This is a genomic window from Prodigiosinella aquatilis, assembly GCA_030388725.1.
Classification (GTDB): domain Bacteria; phylum Pseudomonadota; class Gammaproteobacteria; order Enterobacterales; family Enterobacteriaceae; genus Prodigiosinella; species Prodigiosinella aquatilis.
Genome location: CP128857.1, coordinates 726,682 through 741,893, shown reverse-complemented (window position 1 = coordinate 741,893; position 15,212 = coordinate 726,682). Strand labels below are relative to the sequence as shown.

Annotated in this window: 13 protein-coding genes and 3 tRNA genes; 3 read left to right on the top strand and 13 right to left on the bottom strand. The window is 52.7% G+C overall.

Features of this window, described 5'->3' with window-relative positions; translation table 11 throughout:
• Positions 1 to 57: 57 nt before the first annotated feature.
• The 6 genes from PCO85_03600 to PCO85_03575 all read right to left on the bottom strand — a co-directional run bounded on the left by PCO85_03600 (position 58) and on the right by PCO85_03575 (position 4,135).
• A complete protein-coding gene (locus PCO85_03600) occupies positions 58 to 1,521 on the bottom strand; it encodes a gamma-aminobutyraldehyde dehydrogenase (GenBank protein WJV54548.1) in 1,464 nt (487 codons plus the stop codon).
• Positions 1,522 to 1,667: 146 nt separating this feature from the next.
• A complete protein-coding gene (locus PCO85_03595) occupies positions 1,668 to 2,576 on the bottom strand; it encodes a LysR substrate-binding domain-containing protein (GenBank protein WJV54547.1) in 909 nt (302 codons plus the stop codon).
• Between the two features lie 215 nt (positions 2,577 to 2,791).
• A tRNA-Leu gene (locus tag PCO85_03590) sits at positions 2,792 to 2,878 on the bottom strand.
• Between the two features lie 30 nt (positions 2,879 to 2,908).
• Positions 2,909 to 2,995, bottom strand: a tRNA-Leu gene (locus PCO85_03585).
• Positions 2,996 to 3,029: 34 nt separating this feature from the next.
• Positions 3,030 to 3,116, bottom strand: a tRNA-Leu gene (locus tag PCO85_03580).
• 116 nt (positions 3,117 to 3,232) lie between these two features.
• Positions 3,233 to 4,135, bottom strand: coding sequence for a LysR family transcriptional regulator (locus tag PCO85_03575; GenBank protein ID WJV54546.1), 903 nt, complete (start codon positions 4,133 to 4,135; stop codon positions 3,233 to 3,235).
• 115 nt (positions 4,136 to 4,250) lie between these two features.
• Here PCO85_03575 and PCO85_03570 point away from each other — a divergent pair, with 115 nt between their 5' ends.
• Complete coding sequence (locus tag PCO85_03570; protein ID WJV54545.1) at positions 4,251 to 5,243, top strand: aldo/keto reductase; 993 nt, start codon at positions 4,251 to 4,253, stop codon at positions 5,241 to 5,243.
• A 62-nt stretch (positions 5,244 to 5,305) separates the two neighbouring features.
• Here the strand turns inward: PCO85_03570 and rsmC are convergent, their stop codons facing one another.
• Positions 5,306 to 6,340 carry a 16S rRNA (guanine(1207)-N(2))-methyltransferase RsmC gene (rsmC, locus tag PCO85_03565; protein WJV54544.1) on the bottom strand — a complete coding sequence of 345 codons (1,035 nt, stop codon included), beginning with the start codon at positions 6,338 to 6,340 and terminating at the stop codon, positions 5,306 to 5,308.
• A gap of 111 nt (positions 6,341 to 6,451) precedes the next feature.
• On the opposite strand from rsmC, the gene PCO85_03560 reads away from it, so the two are divergent.
• Together PCO85_03560 and rimI are read left to right on the top strand one after the other, a co-directional pair.
• Positions 6,452 to 6,865 carry a DNA polymerase III subunit psi gene (locus PCO85_03560; protein ID WJV54543.1) on the top strand — a complete coding sequence of 138 codons (414 nt, stop codon included), beginning with the start codon at positions 6,452 to 6,454 and terminating at the stop codon, positions 6,863 to 6,865.
• Positions 6,834 to 7,277: a ribosomal protein S18-alanine N-acetyltransferase gene (gene rimI / locus PCO85_03555; protein WJV54542.1), complete on the top strand. Its 444-nt coding sequence runs from the start codon at positions 6,834 to 6,836 to the stop codon at positions 7,275 to 7,277. The genes PCO85_03560 and rimI overlap by 32 nt, the downstream gene beginning before the upstream one ends.
• Positions 7,278 to 7,310: 33 nt before the next feature.
• On the opposite strand, the gene deoD is transcribed toward rimI, so the two are convergent.
• The 6 genes from deoD to lsrR form a co-directional block, all read right to left on the bottom strand.
• Complete coding sequence (gene deoD / locus PCO85_03550) at positions 7,311 to 8,030, bottom strand: purine-nucleoside phosphorylase (protein WJV54541.1); 720 nt, start codon at positions 8,028 to 8,030, stop codon at positions 7,311 to 7,313.
• A 56-nt stretch (positions 8,031 to 8,086) separates the two neighbouring features.
• Positions 8,087 to 9,310 (bottom strand): phosphopentomutase, encoded by a 1,224-nt coding sequence (gene deoB / locus PCO85_03545; protein WJV54540.1) that lies wholly within the window; start codon positions 9,308 to 9,310, stop codon positions 8,087 to 8,089.
• 42 nt (positions 9,311 to 9,352) lie between these two features.
• Positions 9,353 to 10,696 (bottom strand): thymidine phosphorylase, encoded by a 1,344-nt coding sequence (deoA, locus tag PCO85_03540; protein ID WJV54539.1) that lies wholly within the window; start codon positions 10,694 to 10,696, stop codon positions 9,353 to 9,355.
• A gap of 89 nt (positions 10,697 to 10,785) precedes the next feature.
• Positions 10,786 to 11,538 (bottom strand): deoxyribose-phosphate aldolase, encoded by a 753-nt coding sequence (gene deoC / locus PCO85_03535; protein ID WJV54538.1) that lies wholly within the window; start codon positions 11,536 to 11,538, stop codon positions 10,786 to 10,788.
• A 651-nt stretch (positions 11,539 to 12,189) separates the two neighbouring features.
• Positions 12,190 to 13,785, bottom strand: coding sequence for an autoinducer-2 kinase (lsrK, locus tag PCO85_03530; GenBank protein ID WJV54537.1), 1,596 nt, complete (start codon positions 13,783 to 13,785; stop codon positions 12,190 to 12,192).
• Positions 13,786 to 14,175: 390 nt separating this feature from the next.
• On the bottom strand, positions 14,176 to 15,168 hold the full coding sequence (lsrR, locus tag PCO85_03525; GenBank protein WJV55982.1) for a transcriptional regulator LsrR: 993 nt from the start codon (positions 15,166 to 15,168) through the stop codon (positions 14,176 to 14,178).
• Positions 15,169 to 15,212: the final 44 nt, after the last annotated feature.

The following is a 15,212-nucleotide window of genomic DNA, read 5'->3' as shown; positions in this document are numbered from 1 at the left end:
TCACTCAGTCGCCGCCTTACGGCAACGCCAATGACGTTAGGTAATTATTTTCTGTTTTTAGAATTGAGGTTTGAATTTCGCCATGATGTGTCTGACTACGCTGTAGTCCTGTAGTGAATAACTGGAAAGATCATTGCCGTAACCGGATCGCTTTAATCCACCGTGCGGCATTTCACTGACCAATGAAAAGTGGGTATTAATCCACGTGGTGCCATATTGCATGTGACTGGAAATCTGCATCGCCAGATCGATGTTTTGTGTCCAGACCGACGACGCCAGCCCGTATTCTGATTCGTTCGCCCAGTTCACCACCTGTTCAATGGTGTCAAAACGCGTCACGCTAACCACCGGCCCGAAAACTTCACGCTGCACGATTTCATCGCTTTGCAAACAGCCCGCCAGCAACGTCGGCTGGTAATAAAAACCGGGGCCGGAATGCGATGCCGCGCCGGTAACCCGCTCGATATGCGGCTGACTGAGCGCCCGTTCAACAAAGCTCGACACACGGTCACGCTGCCGGCTGCTGATCAGCGGCCCCATAACGTTTTCACTGTCGTTCTTTTTGGCGAAGGGCAATTGCGAAACCGCATCTCCCATCTTTTCCACCAGACGCTCATAAATACCGGCCTGTGCATAAACGCGGCAGGCGGAAGTACAATCCTGCCCGGCGTTGTAATAACCCCAGGCACTGACCGCCTGAACCACGTCATCAATATCGGCGTCGTTGCAGACAATCACCGGCGCTTTACCGCCAAGTTCAAGATGAGTACGTTTCACCGTTTTAACTGCCGCCTGCAAAATGCGTTGGCCGGTGATGATATCGCCGGTCAGCGAAATCAGACGGACGTGAGAATGGCTGACCAGCGCACTACCGACGCCTTCACCGCTGCCGGTGATCACATTCAGCACCCCGGGCGGCAAGATTTCCTGCAAGGCCGGCAACAACGCCAGAATAGTCAGCGGTGTATGTTCGGATGGTTTGAAGACCACGGTATTCCCGGCCGCCAGCGCGGGGGCGATTTTCCACGCAGCCATCATCAGCGGGTAATTCCACGGCGCAATCGACGCTACCACGCCAAGCGGGTCACGACGCACCATAGAGGTATGGCCAGGAAGATATTCGCCTGAAAGCTGCCCCTGCTGGCAACGCACGGCACCAGCGAAGAACCGGAAAACGTCAATCGCGGCGGGCAGATCGTCGTTCAGCGCCTGATGCAGTGGTTTGCCGCAGTTAATGGCTTCAAGCCGCGCCAAAGCGTGCGCCTGTTTTTCAATTGCATCGGCAATGCGTAAGAGTATCGTGGCACGTTCAGCGGGTGTAGTGCGTGACCAGCGGTAAAACGCATTATTGGCCGCGCGAACCGCCTGATCGACCTGTGTCAGAGAGGTTTCTGCCACTTCGGCGATAATATCACCCGTGGCGGGATTGAAAATGCTTTGCGTCGCGCCCTCGCCGTGTAGAAGGTCGCCATTGATCACATGTTTTTCAGAGAAACTGGCAACAAATTCTGCATCCGACATTGCACTACCCTCAAAGCAGAGAATTATCGTAAATTAACAAAAATGTTATATATCGGTAACAAATTGCCAATTCATATTAAGTAATTTCCCTGAGGGCAACAAATAGCAATTATTGAAGGCTACATTCGGTTTAACCGAATGCTCTGTTACAACGGCTTGCGCTTGGTACTGTTCTCCCGCGCAATGGTCAGGAATGGCGTCACCAGTTCCGGTCGCGCACTGCCGCGCCGCCACGCCAATCCAATATCCAGCGGTTCGATGGAATCCTCCAGTTTGCTGGCCTCGATCATATTACCTTCCAGCGACCAGGCGCGGTATGCCATGTCCGGTTGCACTGAAACGCCAAGCCCGGCGGCCACCAGACTGCGCACGGCTTCAGTCGAAGCCGTTTTCATCGCTATATTCGGTTTCAGCCCCGCCCGTGCCCACAGGCGCTGCGCGTGTTTTTCCATTTCGTCGACATTGAGCTGGATCAGCGGCTCATTTGCGATATCTGCCAGCGAAATACTTTCGCGCTCCAGCAACGGATGCAGTGGCGGCAACCACAAGCGATAAGAGGAATGGGTCAACACTTCGGTTTGCAGCGCGTCGCGGTCTTCGAGGTTTGAGAGGATCAGCACGCCGATATCAATTTCACCGCTGACCAGTAAATGCTCAATGTACTGGCGCTCATCCTCGACGACTTTGACTTCCACTTTCGGATAATAGGCGTTGAATTGCTTGAGTAAATCCACCAGAAAATAGCCGGCGACCAGACTGGTTACGCCCAGAGTGAGGTGCCCGGTGACACTTTCTGTGCCCATTTGCAGGCTGCGTTTAGCATTGTCGACCGTCGCGAGGATCAGATACGACTGCCGTAAAAACTGATGCCCTTGATGCGTCAGTGTCATGCCCTTGGCGTGGCGGTCAAACAACCGTGCTTCGATTTCTGTCTCAAGCTGTTGAATCGCCTGTGTCAGGGAAGACTGAGAAACAAAATAAGCCTGAGCCGCCGCGGAGATCGAACCGGTTTCAGCAACAGCAATAAAATGGCGAATCTGGCGTAATGTCAGCATAGCGGGAGCCTTACCTGGACATAAAACCGAATTCAGGTGGTAAGTATTCGGTTTAAGTGAATGTTCAAATAATGACAGGCATAGGATCTTTGTCAAACAGGTAAACAAGCAGATGTGAAAGAGTTGAAACCAAACACAAAAGCCATGTCAATGATCATGACTTAAGGAAGGGAAATTGCTGTGTGGGAAGTCAAAAAATAACCAATAATGGAGAGTGGTGCGAAGAGAGGGACTTGAACCCTCACGCCCGTTAGGGCACTAACACCTGAAGCTAGCGCGTCTACCAATTCCGCCACCTTCGCACGGTTTACAGCATCAATTTGTATCACCAGTGGTGCGAAGAGAGGGACTTGAACCCTCACGTCCGTTAAGACACTAACACCTGAAGCTAGCGCGTCTACCAATTCCGCCACCTTCGCAGGTACTGTGCAATACAAATCGGTGTGGTGATATTGGTGCGAAGAGAGGGACTTGAACCCTCACGCCCGTTAAGGCACTAACACCTGAAGCTAGCGCGTCTACCAATTCCGCCACCTTCGCTGACCTGCAACATAACGTCACATCATGTCACCACGGAGGCGAATTCTAGAGATTTTCCCGTTAAGGTCAATGATTATTTCCGTTGTATGCCGCGGTTTGATGCAAAAAAAGTGACATCAGTCAGTCAGTTGTTGATGAAAGAGTTCATGCAGCCATTCGATCACCACCCGGATGCGCGGTGCCAGAAAACGGCCCGGTTGATACATCGCATAAAGTGGCATATCCGGCGGAGGTGTTTGCGGCAAAATTTCCACCAGTTCCCCGCTTTCCAGCAACGGCGTCAAACCGTAACGTGGAGCCTGAATGATCCCCAATCCCGCACAACAGGCGGCGATATACGCATCCGCGCCGCTGACATCCAGACGGGAGGGAAGCATCCGGGTCACGAGTTGCTCCGCTTGCATAAATTCCAGCGGATAGCGCTGTGATGTTTGCAGGGAAAAGTACCCTATCATCTGGTGAGCAGCCAGATCGGACAGGCTTTCGGGCACACCATGGATTGCACAATAGTCAGCCGAGGCACAGGTAAGCTGACGAAGTGAAGGAAAATGACGTGCCACCAGAGAATCATCATCTGTCTGCCAGGCACGCAGGACACAATCAACACCTTCACGCATCATGTTAATGGTAGAGTCATTGGCGCTCAACACCAACGTAATCTGCGGATAACGTTGGTAAAATTCGGGTAAGGCAGGGAGCACTATTTGTCGTGCCAGTGAATGCGGCATATCGATTCTCACCCGTCCACTGGGTTGCTGACGCTGGTGGGAGAACAGCGCATCAGTCTCATCAATTTCTGCCAGTAATTGTATACAACGTTGATAATAAATCCGTCCCTCATCCGTTATCTGCACTTGTCGGGTGGTACGCAGTAACAGACGCACCCCCAACCGCAGTTCAAGCCGCTTCAATGTCTGACTCACCGTTGCTCGCGGCAATCCCAGATTTTCCGCCGCACGGCTGAAACTTTCGGCTTCCACAATGCGGACAAACACCCGCATGGCTTGTATCTGATCCATCTTTCCACCACACATTGTTTGCTTTTTTCAAACAGTGTTGCACAAATAACGTGATTTATCTTTTATTTCCCAACAACCATACTGAGCATCTCATTCGTATGACAGGGGTAACATAATGCAACAACGTAAACTGGGTCCGCAGGGCCCGATCGTCTCCGCCATCGGTCTGGGATGTATGGGAATGAGCGATTTTTACTCTACGGCGATGGATGAAAAAGAGGCTATCGCCACACTGCATCGGGCACTGGAGCTGGGGGTCACATTACTGGATACCGCTGATATGTATGGTCCTCATACCAATGAACAGTTAGTGGGTAAAGCCATTAAAGGCAAACGTGACCAGGTCTTTCTGGCTACCAAGTTTGGTATTCTGCGCAATCCAGCGAATCTGCAAGAGCGTGGTGTGTGTGGCAAACCCGACTATATCCGCCAATCGGTGGAAGGCAGTCTGCAACGGCTGGGGGTAGACGTCATCGACCTCTACTATCAGCACCGCATTGATCCAGCCGTGCCGATTGAAGAGAGCGTAGGCGCCATGGCCGATCTGGTAAAAGAGGGGAAAATCCGCTATCTCGGACTAAGTGAAGCTTCAGCCAGCACGCTGGAACGCGCTCACAAGGTCCACCCGATTACCGCGTTACAAAGTGAATACTCATTGTGGACACGCGACGTTGAAGAAACCATTCTGCCCACCTGCAAACGACTGGGGATCGGCTTTGTCCCCTATAGCCCATTGGGTCGCGGTTTCCTGACCGGCGCTATTCGCAGCATCGATGATTTATCCGCTGATGATTTCCGCCGCGCCAATCCCCGTTTCAGCGGCGAAAACTTTGCTAAAAACCTGCAATTGGTGGATAAGATCAAACAGTTGGCGCAAGAGAAAGGTGTCACTCCCTCACAGTTGGCTCTGGCCTGGGTGTTGGCGCAAGGCGAAAATATTGTGCCGATTCCCGGCACCAAACGCCGCCGTTATCTGGAAGAGAATGTCGCTGCGCTGGATGTGACGCTGACGGCAGCCGAACTGGCGGCTATCGAAGCCATATGTCCGTTCCAGGCGTTTGCCGGTGAACGTTATACCCAGGAAGGTATGGACACGATTAACGTGTAACGTGGAATAATCGTCACAATAAGGCCAGCAAGGGGAATTATCACACCATTGCTGGCCTGCTATTAACGCCTTGCTTTCGCTGCGCGCGACAATACCGAACGGTATACCTTAAAGCGTCCGTTCTGGGCGATAACTTCATGATTGCCAAAGGTGTCACTCAGCAATGCAGGGTAAGGCAGGAAGGCATTGGCCACAATGCGTAGCTCACCACCGATGTTCAGATGTAACGCCGCACCGCGAATCAGCGTTTCTGCTGCATGCAGGCTGGTCTTCATACCCTCATGGAACGGTGGGTTAGAGATGATCATATCGAAGCGACCCACAATGTCGGAATACACATTGCTGGCAACCACATTGCCCTCCAGCTGATTCAGTGTCAGCGTAGCTTTACTGGATTCCAACGCCGCCGCGCTGACATCACTGAGTGTCAGACGTATCTTCGGCGAACGCTTGGCGAACACCGCCGCCAGCACACCCGCGCCGCTGGCAATATCCAGCACTTTGCCCTTCTGATGAGCCTCCAGTGTGGAAAGCAACAGTTGGCTGCCCGAATCCAGACCATCACGACTGAAAACACCGGGTAACGTGCGGACCGGAACACCATCCACATCATAATCCAGCCACCAGTCATCCAAAGCAAACGAGGTATTCGCATCCAAACGACCGTGATACAACCCACAACGCCGGGCGCTATCAATTTTATTCAGGCTGGCGATACCCTCGAGAATATTCTCCGCGCTGCGCACGCCACTACGGTTTTCTCCTACCACGAAGATTTCACATCCCACCGGCAACAGAGACAGCAGGTTGGCAAGCTGAAACTGCGCTTCCGATTTACTCTTCGGCCAGTAGTAAATCAGAGTGTCGCATCCCTCTACCACACTGGCATCCGCCAACAGAGAAAAGTGAACGAGCTCTCCCAACGTCGGGTGCAACTGCTGCCAGTGATGGTACTGCGTGGTATGCACGCGCACCTCTATCGCATCAAACTGGGCTGGCAGGCTATCCTGCAAATCGCCAGCAAACAGCACCCGGCGGGAGGTAAATTCATCACTATGGCGCAGTATCACTTCACTGGCGGGGGTAAAAGCGGACATCAGTCTCTGGCTCCTTAATTAACTAAGCGGCGATTATAGAGGTTTGTTGGCGCATGTACGATGGGTTTGCTAGCATAGCGCAGCATAATCACGCTCCAGACAGGGGATGGCATGACATCAAGACGGGACGAGCTGCTACAACAACTGGGGATCACGCAGTGGACATTGCGGCGTCCGACGGTGTTGCAGGGAGAAATTGCCGTCAGCCTGCCACCTGGCACTCGACTGCTGATCGTGGCGAATCCGCTGCCCGCCAGCGATGATCCGCTGCTACAGGATGTAATACACAGCCTGAAACTTTCACCTGACGAAACCTATGGCCTGACACCGCAGCAAGTGGTGATGCTCCCCGAACACACTCGCTGTCACTGCTGGCGGCTGGGCATCGAATCACCACTGCATCTGGAAGGTATTCAACTCACCAGCCCGGCGTTAGCCGAGCTTTACCACAATGCCGGAGCCAAACGCGCTCTATGGCAGCAGATTTGTCAACATGAACACAATTTCTCCCCTGCTCCCGGCTGATTTGGCGTCAGCCTTTCAGATTGAACATTTAAGCCACGCCTTTCCGTGGACGGAACAAACCTTTGTCAGTAATCAGGGTGAACGCTACCTCAACCTGAAGTTATGTCATGACCAGCAACTGGTCGCTTACACGATCACTCAGGTGATACTGGATGAGGCCACATTATTTAATATCGCCGTGCATCCGGCGCATCAGCGCCACGGCTATGGCCGCCAATTGCTGGAGTACCTGATTGATACACTGGAAAAGAAAGGTATTCTGACGCTATGGTTGGAAGTCCGCGCTTCCAACCACCGAGCGATGGCCCTTTATCAAAGCCTGGGATTCAATGAGGTTTCTGTCCGACGGGATTATTACCCCACGGCACAAGGCCGGGAAGACGCCATTATCATGGCGCTGCCGCTGGGATAAAAACACTGCCAGCAACAGCACGCCCTTGCCGGATTAATCTTTATCGCCCAGCAGAACGGACGCCAGCGCTATCTCAATCATTTCGTTGAAGGTGGTCTGGCGTTCTGCCGCCGTAGTCTGTTCCTGAGTACGGATATGGTCAGACACCGTGCAGATCGCCAGCGCTTTGGCGCCGAACTCCGCCGCCACACCGTAAATCCCGGCGGCTTCCATTTCCACACCGAGGATGCCATATTTTTCCATCACGTCGAACATGTGCGGATCTGGCGTGTAGAACAGATCGGCAGAGAACAGGTTGCCGACGCGCACATTGGCGCCACGGGCGTTAGCGGCATCCACTGCATGGCGCAGCAAATCGAAATCGGCAATCGCGGCGAAATCATGATCTTTAAAACGCATACGATTAACCTTGGAATCGGTACAGGCCCCCATGCCAATCACCACGTCACGTAGTTTCACGTCGTGGCGTACTGCGCCGCAGGAGCCGACACGGATAATTTTTTTCACGCCGAATTCCGTGATCAGCTCTTTGGTATAGATAGAGCAAGAAGGGATCCCCATACCGTGGCCCATCACAGAAATACGGCGACCTTTATATGTTCCGGTAAACCCCAGCATGCCGCGAACGTTATTGACTTCAATGGCATTTTCCAGAAAGGTTTCGGCGATATATTTGGCGCGCAACGGATCGCCAGGCATCAGCACGACATCCGCGAAATCACCCCTTTCTGCATTAATATGTGGCGTAGCCATCCTTCTCTTCCCTCTTCATCAACGTAAAAATAATATCGCGCATACTCCAACCTGGGTCAGAGCATCGATTTACCGTAATCCATCGGTGACAAGCCAAAATAACATGCGACCGTTTGTCCGATATCCGCAAACGTGGTGCGATGCCCCCGGGAACCCGGCAGTACCCGTGGACCGTACATCAGCACCGGCACATGCTCGCGGGTATGCTCAGTACCCGGCCAGGTGGGGTCGCAACCGTGATCGGCGCTCAGGATCAAGATATCTTCCCCAGTGACTTTCGCCAGCATTTCCGGCAGGCGACGGTCAAATAACTCCAGCGCAGCCGCATAACCAGCCACATCACGACGGTGACCATAGGAGGAATCAAAATCCACAAAATTAGTGAACACAATGGTGTTATCACCTGCCCGATCCATCTGTGCCAAAGTCGCGTCAAACAACGCATCAAGACCGGTGGCCTTCACTTTTTGGGTAATCCCTACATTGGCATAAATATCAGCGATTTTACCCACCGAGACCACTTCTCCGCCTTTTTCTTCCACCAGCTTTTTCAGCACAGTCGGCGCCGGAGGCTCAACCGCCAGATCGTGACGGTTACCGGTTCGCTGGAAATTTCCCGCTTTGTCGCCCACAAATGGACGAGCAATCACGCGGCCAATATTGTAGTTGCCTGCATCCAATTCTTCGCGTGCTATCTCACACAGCGCGTACAGTTTTTCCAGCCCAAAGGTCTCTTCATGACAGGCGATCTGAAACACCGAATCTGCTGAAGTGTAGAAAATCGGCTTGCCGGTTTTCATGTGTTCTTCGCCGAGTTTATCCAGAATTACCGTACCGGAAGCATGGCAGTTACCGAGATAACCTGGCAGTTCGGCGCGTTGTACCAGCTTGTCCAACAGGGTCGGTGGAAAGCTGTTCTGTTCATCAAGAAAATAATCCCAGTCAAACAGCACCGGCACGCCAGCTATTTCCCAATGACCCGACGGTGTATCTTTACCAGAGGAGATTTCGCTGGCGTAAGCGTAAGCGCCGACGATTTCTGCTTGTGCATCCAGTCCTGCCGGGAAATGTCCGGTAGATTCTTCCGCCGCTTTACCCAATCCGAGACGGCTCAGATTTGGCAAATACAACGGGCCTTTACGACCCTGATCGGCTTTGCCCGCCGCACAAACTTGCGCAATATGGCCTAGTGTATCTGAGCCAGCATCACCAAACTTTGCGGCATCGGCAGCACTACCGATGCCAAATGAGTCGAGCACCATAATAAATGCACGTTTCATGTTGTTATCTCCTGTGTTCTTTATCGGCGATTTGCGCCGCTTTCAATCGGAAAGCGAGACGTCCTCTGCGCTTAACCGACGATAAATTATCGGCAGTGGCTCTGGAGCGCAGTCACTGACAACAATTGCTGCCCGGACTTCCTGCTCTGCCTGTCGCCATTGCGCTTCTGTATTGGCATGAATAATCGCCAGCGGACGCTGCGAATCCACACGGTCTCCCAGACTGACCATGTCGCTCAGCCCAACACGATGATCAATACTAGCACCCGCCTGACGGCGACCACCACCCAGCGCTACCACCGCCATCCCCAGCGCACGGGTGTCCATCGTGCTGACGATCCCATCATGTTCGGCAAACACCGGTTTGCTCAGCGTAGCGGAAGAGAGATAACGATCATGATGCTCGACGAAATCCACCGGTCCACGCTGTGCGGCTACCATGCGGCCAAATACCTCCGCCGCCTTACCATTATCCAGCACTGCCTGCAAACGCGACCGGGCATCCGCACGGTTGTTCGACAGATGTCCCGCCAGCAGCATGTCTTCACACAGCGCCATAGTGACTTCATACAATCGCGGATTACGGTGTTCTCCCGTCAGAAAACGCACCGCCTCCCGGACCTCCAGCGCATTCCCCGCGCTGGATGCCAACACCTGATTCATATCCGTTAACAACGCACTGGTACAGCATCCAGCGCTATTGGCCACGCCGACAATCGCCAGCGCCAGTTGCTCAGACTGTTCATAGGTCGGCATAAACGCGCCCGACCCCACTTTTACATCCATTACCAGCGCGTCCAGTCCTTCCGCCAGTTTTTTCGCCAGAATGGAGGCGGTAATCAGCGGGATGGAGTCCACCGTGGCGGTGATATCCCGCGTGGCATAGAACCGCTTATCCGCGGGTGCCAGTGAATTCGTCTGGCCGATAATCGCCACACCCACCTGTTGGATAATCCGACGGAATTCGTCATTGTCGGGAAAAATGTCCAGACCAGGAATCGACTCCAGCTTATCCAGTGTTCCTCCGGTATGTCCCAGACCCCGCCCGGAAATCATCGGCACATAGCCACCGCAGGCAGCTATCATCGGCCCCAGCATCAACGAGGTCACATCACCGACACCGCCGGTGGAGTGTTTATCCACCAGCGGTCCGTTAAGATTGAGGCTTTTCCAGTCAAGAACCGTACCGGAATCACGCATTGCCAGTGTTAGCGCGACGCGCTCCTCCATGGTCATATCATGGAAATAGATGGTCATGGCCAGTGCCGCAATTTGCCCTTCCGATACCGTGTTGTCACAGATACCGTTAACGAAAAAGCGGATTTCTTCCGCACTAAGCGGCTGCCCATCACGCTTTTTACGAATGATCTCCTGAATCAGAAACAAGGTGTTTTCTCCAGCATAAGGGACGGTTGATCAATACCGTAGCATCGGGATTTACGGGATCATCAGTAACCACGATGCACAGCGACAGTTTAGTGTCCCAGCGTATTTAACAGGCTACCCAGTAAGCTGGAAGCGCCAAAACGGAAATGACGCGCATCAGCCCAACTGGTACCCATAATCGTATCGGCAAGTCGCAAATACTGAGCCGCATCCTCAGCAGTACGCACACCGCCCGCCGCTTTAAAACCGACCCGCTCACCAACACCCTTATCACGGATGACGCTCAGCATCACCTCCGCGCTATGCAGAGTCGCGTTGACCGGCACTTTACCGGTGGAGGTTTTAATAAAATCGGCACCAGCATCAATGGCTATCTCGCTGGCCTGGCGGATCAACGCATCCTCTTTCAGCTCGCCGGTTTCGATAATCACTTTCAGCAACACACTGGCAGCATCACACGCGTCTTTGCATGCCTGCACCAGTTTAAAACCCACGTGGGCATCTCCCGCTATCAACGCACGATACGGGAACACCACATCCACTTCATCTGCGCCATAGGCGATAGCAGCGTTGGTTTCCGCCACAGCAATGGCAATATCATCATTACCGTGTGGGAAGTTGGTCACCGTCGCAATGCGGATGTCCGGCGTGCCCTGCTCACGCAACGTCTTGCGGGCCAGCGGAATAAAGCGGGGATAAATGCAGATGGCGGCCGTCTTGCCGGCCGGGCTATTGGCCTGATGGCAAAGTGCGGTCACTTTTTCATCGGTATCGTCATCATTCAGGGTGGTTAAATCCATCAAACCCAATGCACGCTGCGCCGCAGCGGTTAACTCGGTCATACAATACTCCAACGCTTCAGTCAGTTTCATCGGTAAATACAAAAGCAGGGCCAGCGATATTTAAGTAATACACGGTATTCGGATTCACTGAGAATAGCACTCAGCAGGGGACTCGTGTCGAGTAACCAAACCCACCGCCATTACCATCATTCATCACTAACAGGTGCGTATTCACCCGTTCCCTGATATTTGGACCTACATCGACACGTTTGTTTGTAATTTTATTCACATAAATGGGTAAATAAAGGCAAATAAATCACATTAGATGTAATTATTATCACATCAAAACAAATAACAAACCATGCGCTGCTGATTTTACTGTTTGTCTATTTCGTCTGTGACGGCGCCAAAATAACGCATGGCACAGAATCCTTGAACTTGTATCAATTCGATTCCATGGTACACACGAGGTGAGTTCACAACTGAAAGGGAAACGAATCGGGATGATTATCAGCGGTGGTAACGTCGATATCAGCCGTTACGCGGCACTGTTAGCCGGTTAAACATCACTTATTGGGCCGCAAATCCCCGCGCTCGCGCGGGGATTTCACCAAACGTTTACGTTACCCGTGCCATTGACGTCATACCAGAGGCATCAGGCATTCATCAGATGGCAGTGATGCATACAACCCGACATTCGATCGGACAATTTCACAGGCCAGGCGCCTTCCAGAGCGAGGTCGTCAACCCACTGTCCACCAGCGTCAGTTGATCGGTATACACCGCTTGCCAGTTGGTTTTTGCTGCCTGATATAGCGCCTGATGTGCTGTGTTCGGGATAAATTCCCGCTCCCAGCGCACCAGCCGCTCACCGGTTTTATCCAGGGCATCATACAACCCGACGCCCACGCCGGCGGCAATGGCACAGCCTAACGCGGTGGCTTCTTTTACCACCGGCACCTGTACCGGGATACCGGTCACATCCGCCAGAATCTGGCTCCACAGCTTACCTTTCGATCCCCCGCCGGCAAAGACGACAGACGAGGCTTTCACGCCGGAGAATTTAGCGATTTCGGCCAGATTGCAAGCGGAGACGATAGCCGCATTCTCTTCCAGCGCACGGAATAACGTGGCTTTGTTGCATTTTTCAGGATCAATGGAGAGGTTGATAAAAGAAGGGGCGGCGTGATACCACGACTTAAACCGCATCACATCAGAGAAAATCGGCATTACCCCGTAAGCGCCAGCCGGCACTCTGGCCGCCATATCCTCCAACAAACTGTAGGTATCCACCCCCAACCGCTGGGCCAGCAGTTTCTCTTCGGCACAAAACGCATCACGGAACCAACGCATGGTCAAACCGGTAAAGAAGCTGATGGACTCCGCTTGCACCATGCCGGGAATGACATGGGGGTTAATTCGGGTATTCATATTGGGATCGGTAATCGGCTTTGGCAAGTTAACGACCTGCTGCCAGAATGTCCCTCCCAATACCGCCGTCTGCCCCGGTTGTACCACACCCAATCCCAGGCAACCCAATTGTACATCACCACCGCCCATGACTACCGGCGTTCCCGCCAGTAAACCACAGGCGTCGGCAGCCTGTGCCGTGACATGCCCCAGCAAGGTTCCAGTCTCTTTTACCGGCGATAAAATGTCAGCCCGCAGCCCAGCCATTTCCAGCAACGTCGGTTGCCAGTCGCGAGTGGACAAATCCAGCATGCCAGTCGTCCCGGCATTCGAAGGATCGACGGCCAGCTCGCCACTGAGCATATTGGCCAGCCAATCACTTATCATCGTTAACGTACCCGCCTGGCGGTAAATATCCGGACGATGATGAGCCAACCATAACAACCGGGGCATCGCGCTCAATGCCAGCGTCTGACCGGAACACTGATAGACCTCCAATTCAAACCCATCATTGTGCAACTCTTTTAGCTCACTGACTTCATGGCTGGCGCGTGCGTCCACATTGGCACAAGCCCAGATCGGCGTACCACTGCGATCATAGAGCACAATCCCTTCGCGCATTGAGCAGGCGGCTACCGCGCGGATAGCACTGGACGGCAGATTAGCCAGATGCAGTGCCTGACGAATACACTGGCACGTCAATTGCCAGTTAGTCGTCAAATCAAACTCCATCGATCCTGGTACATCAGGCACCGGTAAATGTATCCACTCAGCCTGTCCGGCCGCTATCTGATTGCCGTTAAGATCAAATATCACGGCCCGGACACTGCCAGTACCGGCATCCAACGCCATCAGGTAATCACCCGATGCGGTAGTTGTTGTACAGAGCTGACTCATTACGCGTTCCTCTGTTTTAAGTGATTTTTATATCAATTCGCGAATAATTCTGTCTCCCACGGGGAAATCCCCCACTACTCACATCAAAAGTTAAATCCATCTCAAGCTGGCAAGAGAAATAGCCTGCAACTGACACTTAATTGGCGTTATTGTCGCCGTCAGATTGAGTGCGGACTGCGCGCAGGGACCGGAGCATACACGTAGTATGTGACGGTAACGAGCACAGCCCAATCTCAAGCTGGCAAGAGAAATAGCCTGCAACTGACACTTAATTGGCGTTATTGTCGCCGTCAGATTGAGTGCGGACTGCGCGCAGGGACCGGAGCATACACGTAGTATGTGACGGTAACGAGCACAGTCCAATCTCAAGCTGACAAGAGAAATAGCCAATTAAATCAAATTAATTACTGACCGAGCCGTTGCCTCATCCGTCACCAACGCATTCACATACTTCCCCTGCAATGCGGCGACAATGACGTCTGATTTTTCCACACCACCTGCCACGCCGATAACGGTCGGGATAGTGGTGAGATCTGTCAACGAAATACCAATCAATTCCTGATGAATCTGCATGTCCGGAACCAGGGAGCCATCGGCCTGCATAAAGTAGCCAAGGATGTCACCAACCGCGCCTTTACGGCTGAACATCAATTGCTCGCCTTCACTGATATAGCCGGAGCGCAAAATGGTGGCCTCTTTTTTCTGATTGACTGAACCGATGCCAACTACCGCCACATCGGCTGCACACGCAGCCAGCATCACATCACGAACACTGTTTTCCTGACGGAATGTGTCGGCAACGCTGGCACTGGATGCTCGCAGCGGCGCAGGAATAATGCTGACCTGGCAGGCGGCATCCAACTGACCGATTCCCGTCATATAAGAACCGACACCACCAGATAACGTTACCAGGCGAACTTGCTGCGACGCGATAAAACCACTCAGATGTTGCAAGGCAGACATGGTGGTTTCACCGAAACCCACAGCCAGTAGTTGTTGCGGCTGTACCAACGCCATCAATAAATGCGCGGCACCGATACCCAGCCGACTGCTGATGCCAGGATCAGCCAGAGAAGGCAAGATACGAATATGCTTAAGGCCAAAGCGCTGTTGCAGTATGTTTTCCAGTTCCAGACAGCCTTCGTAGCGTGAATTAATCTGTACCCGAATCACACCAGACTGCCGACCCTTTTCCAGTAACCTGGAAACTTTTAATCGGGCCAACCCCAGCAGTTCGCCAATATCCCCTTGTGTTAAGCCATCGTGATAATAAAACCACGCAATGCGAGCGAGCAGTTCCTCTTCACTCATGCTATTACCCGGATATTTGTATTCATCGTTGGACGACATGTTTTTTTCTTTGCTCACCGACTTTTCTTTCATGGTTGGTTTTTCTTTCATCATTACTGACTGTTTTCTTATCCCCA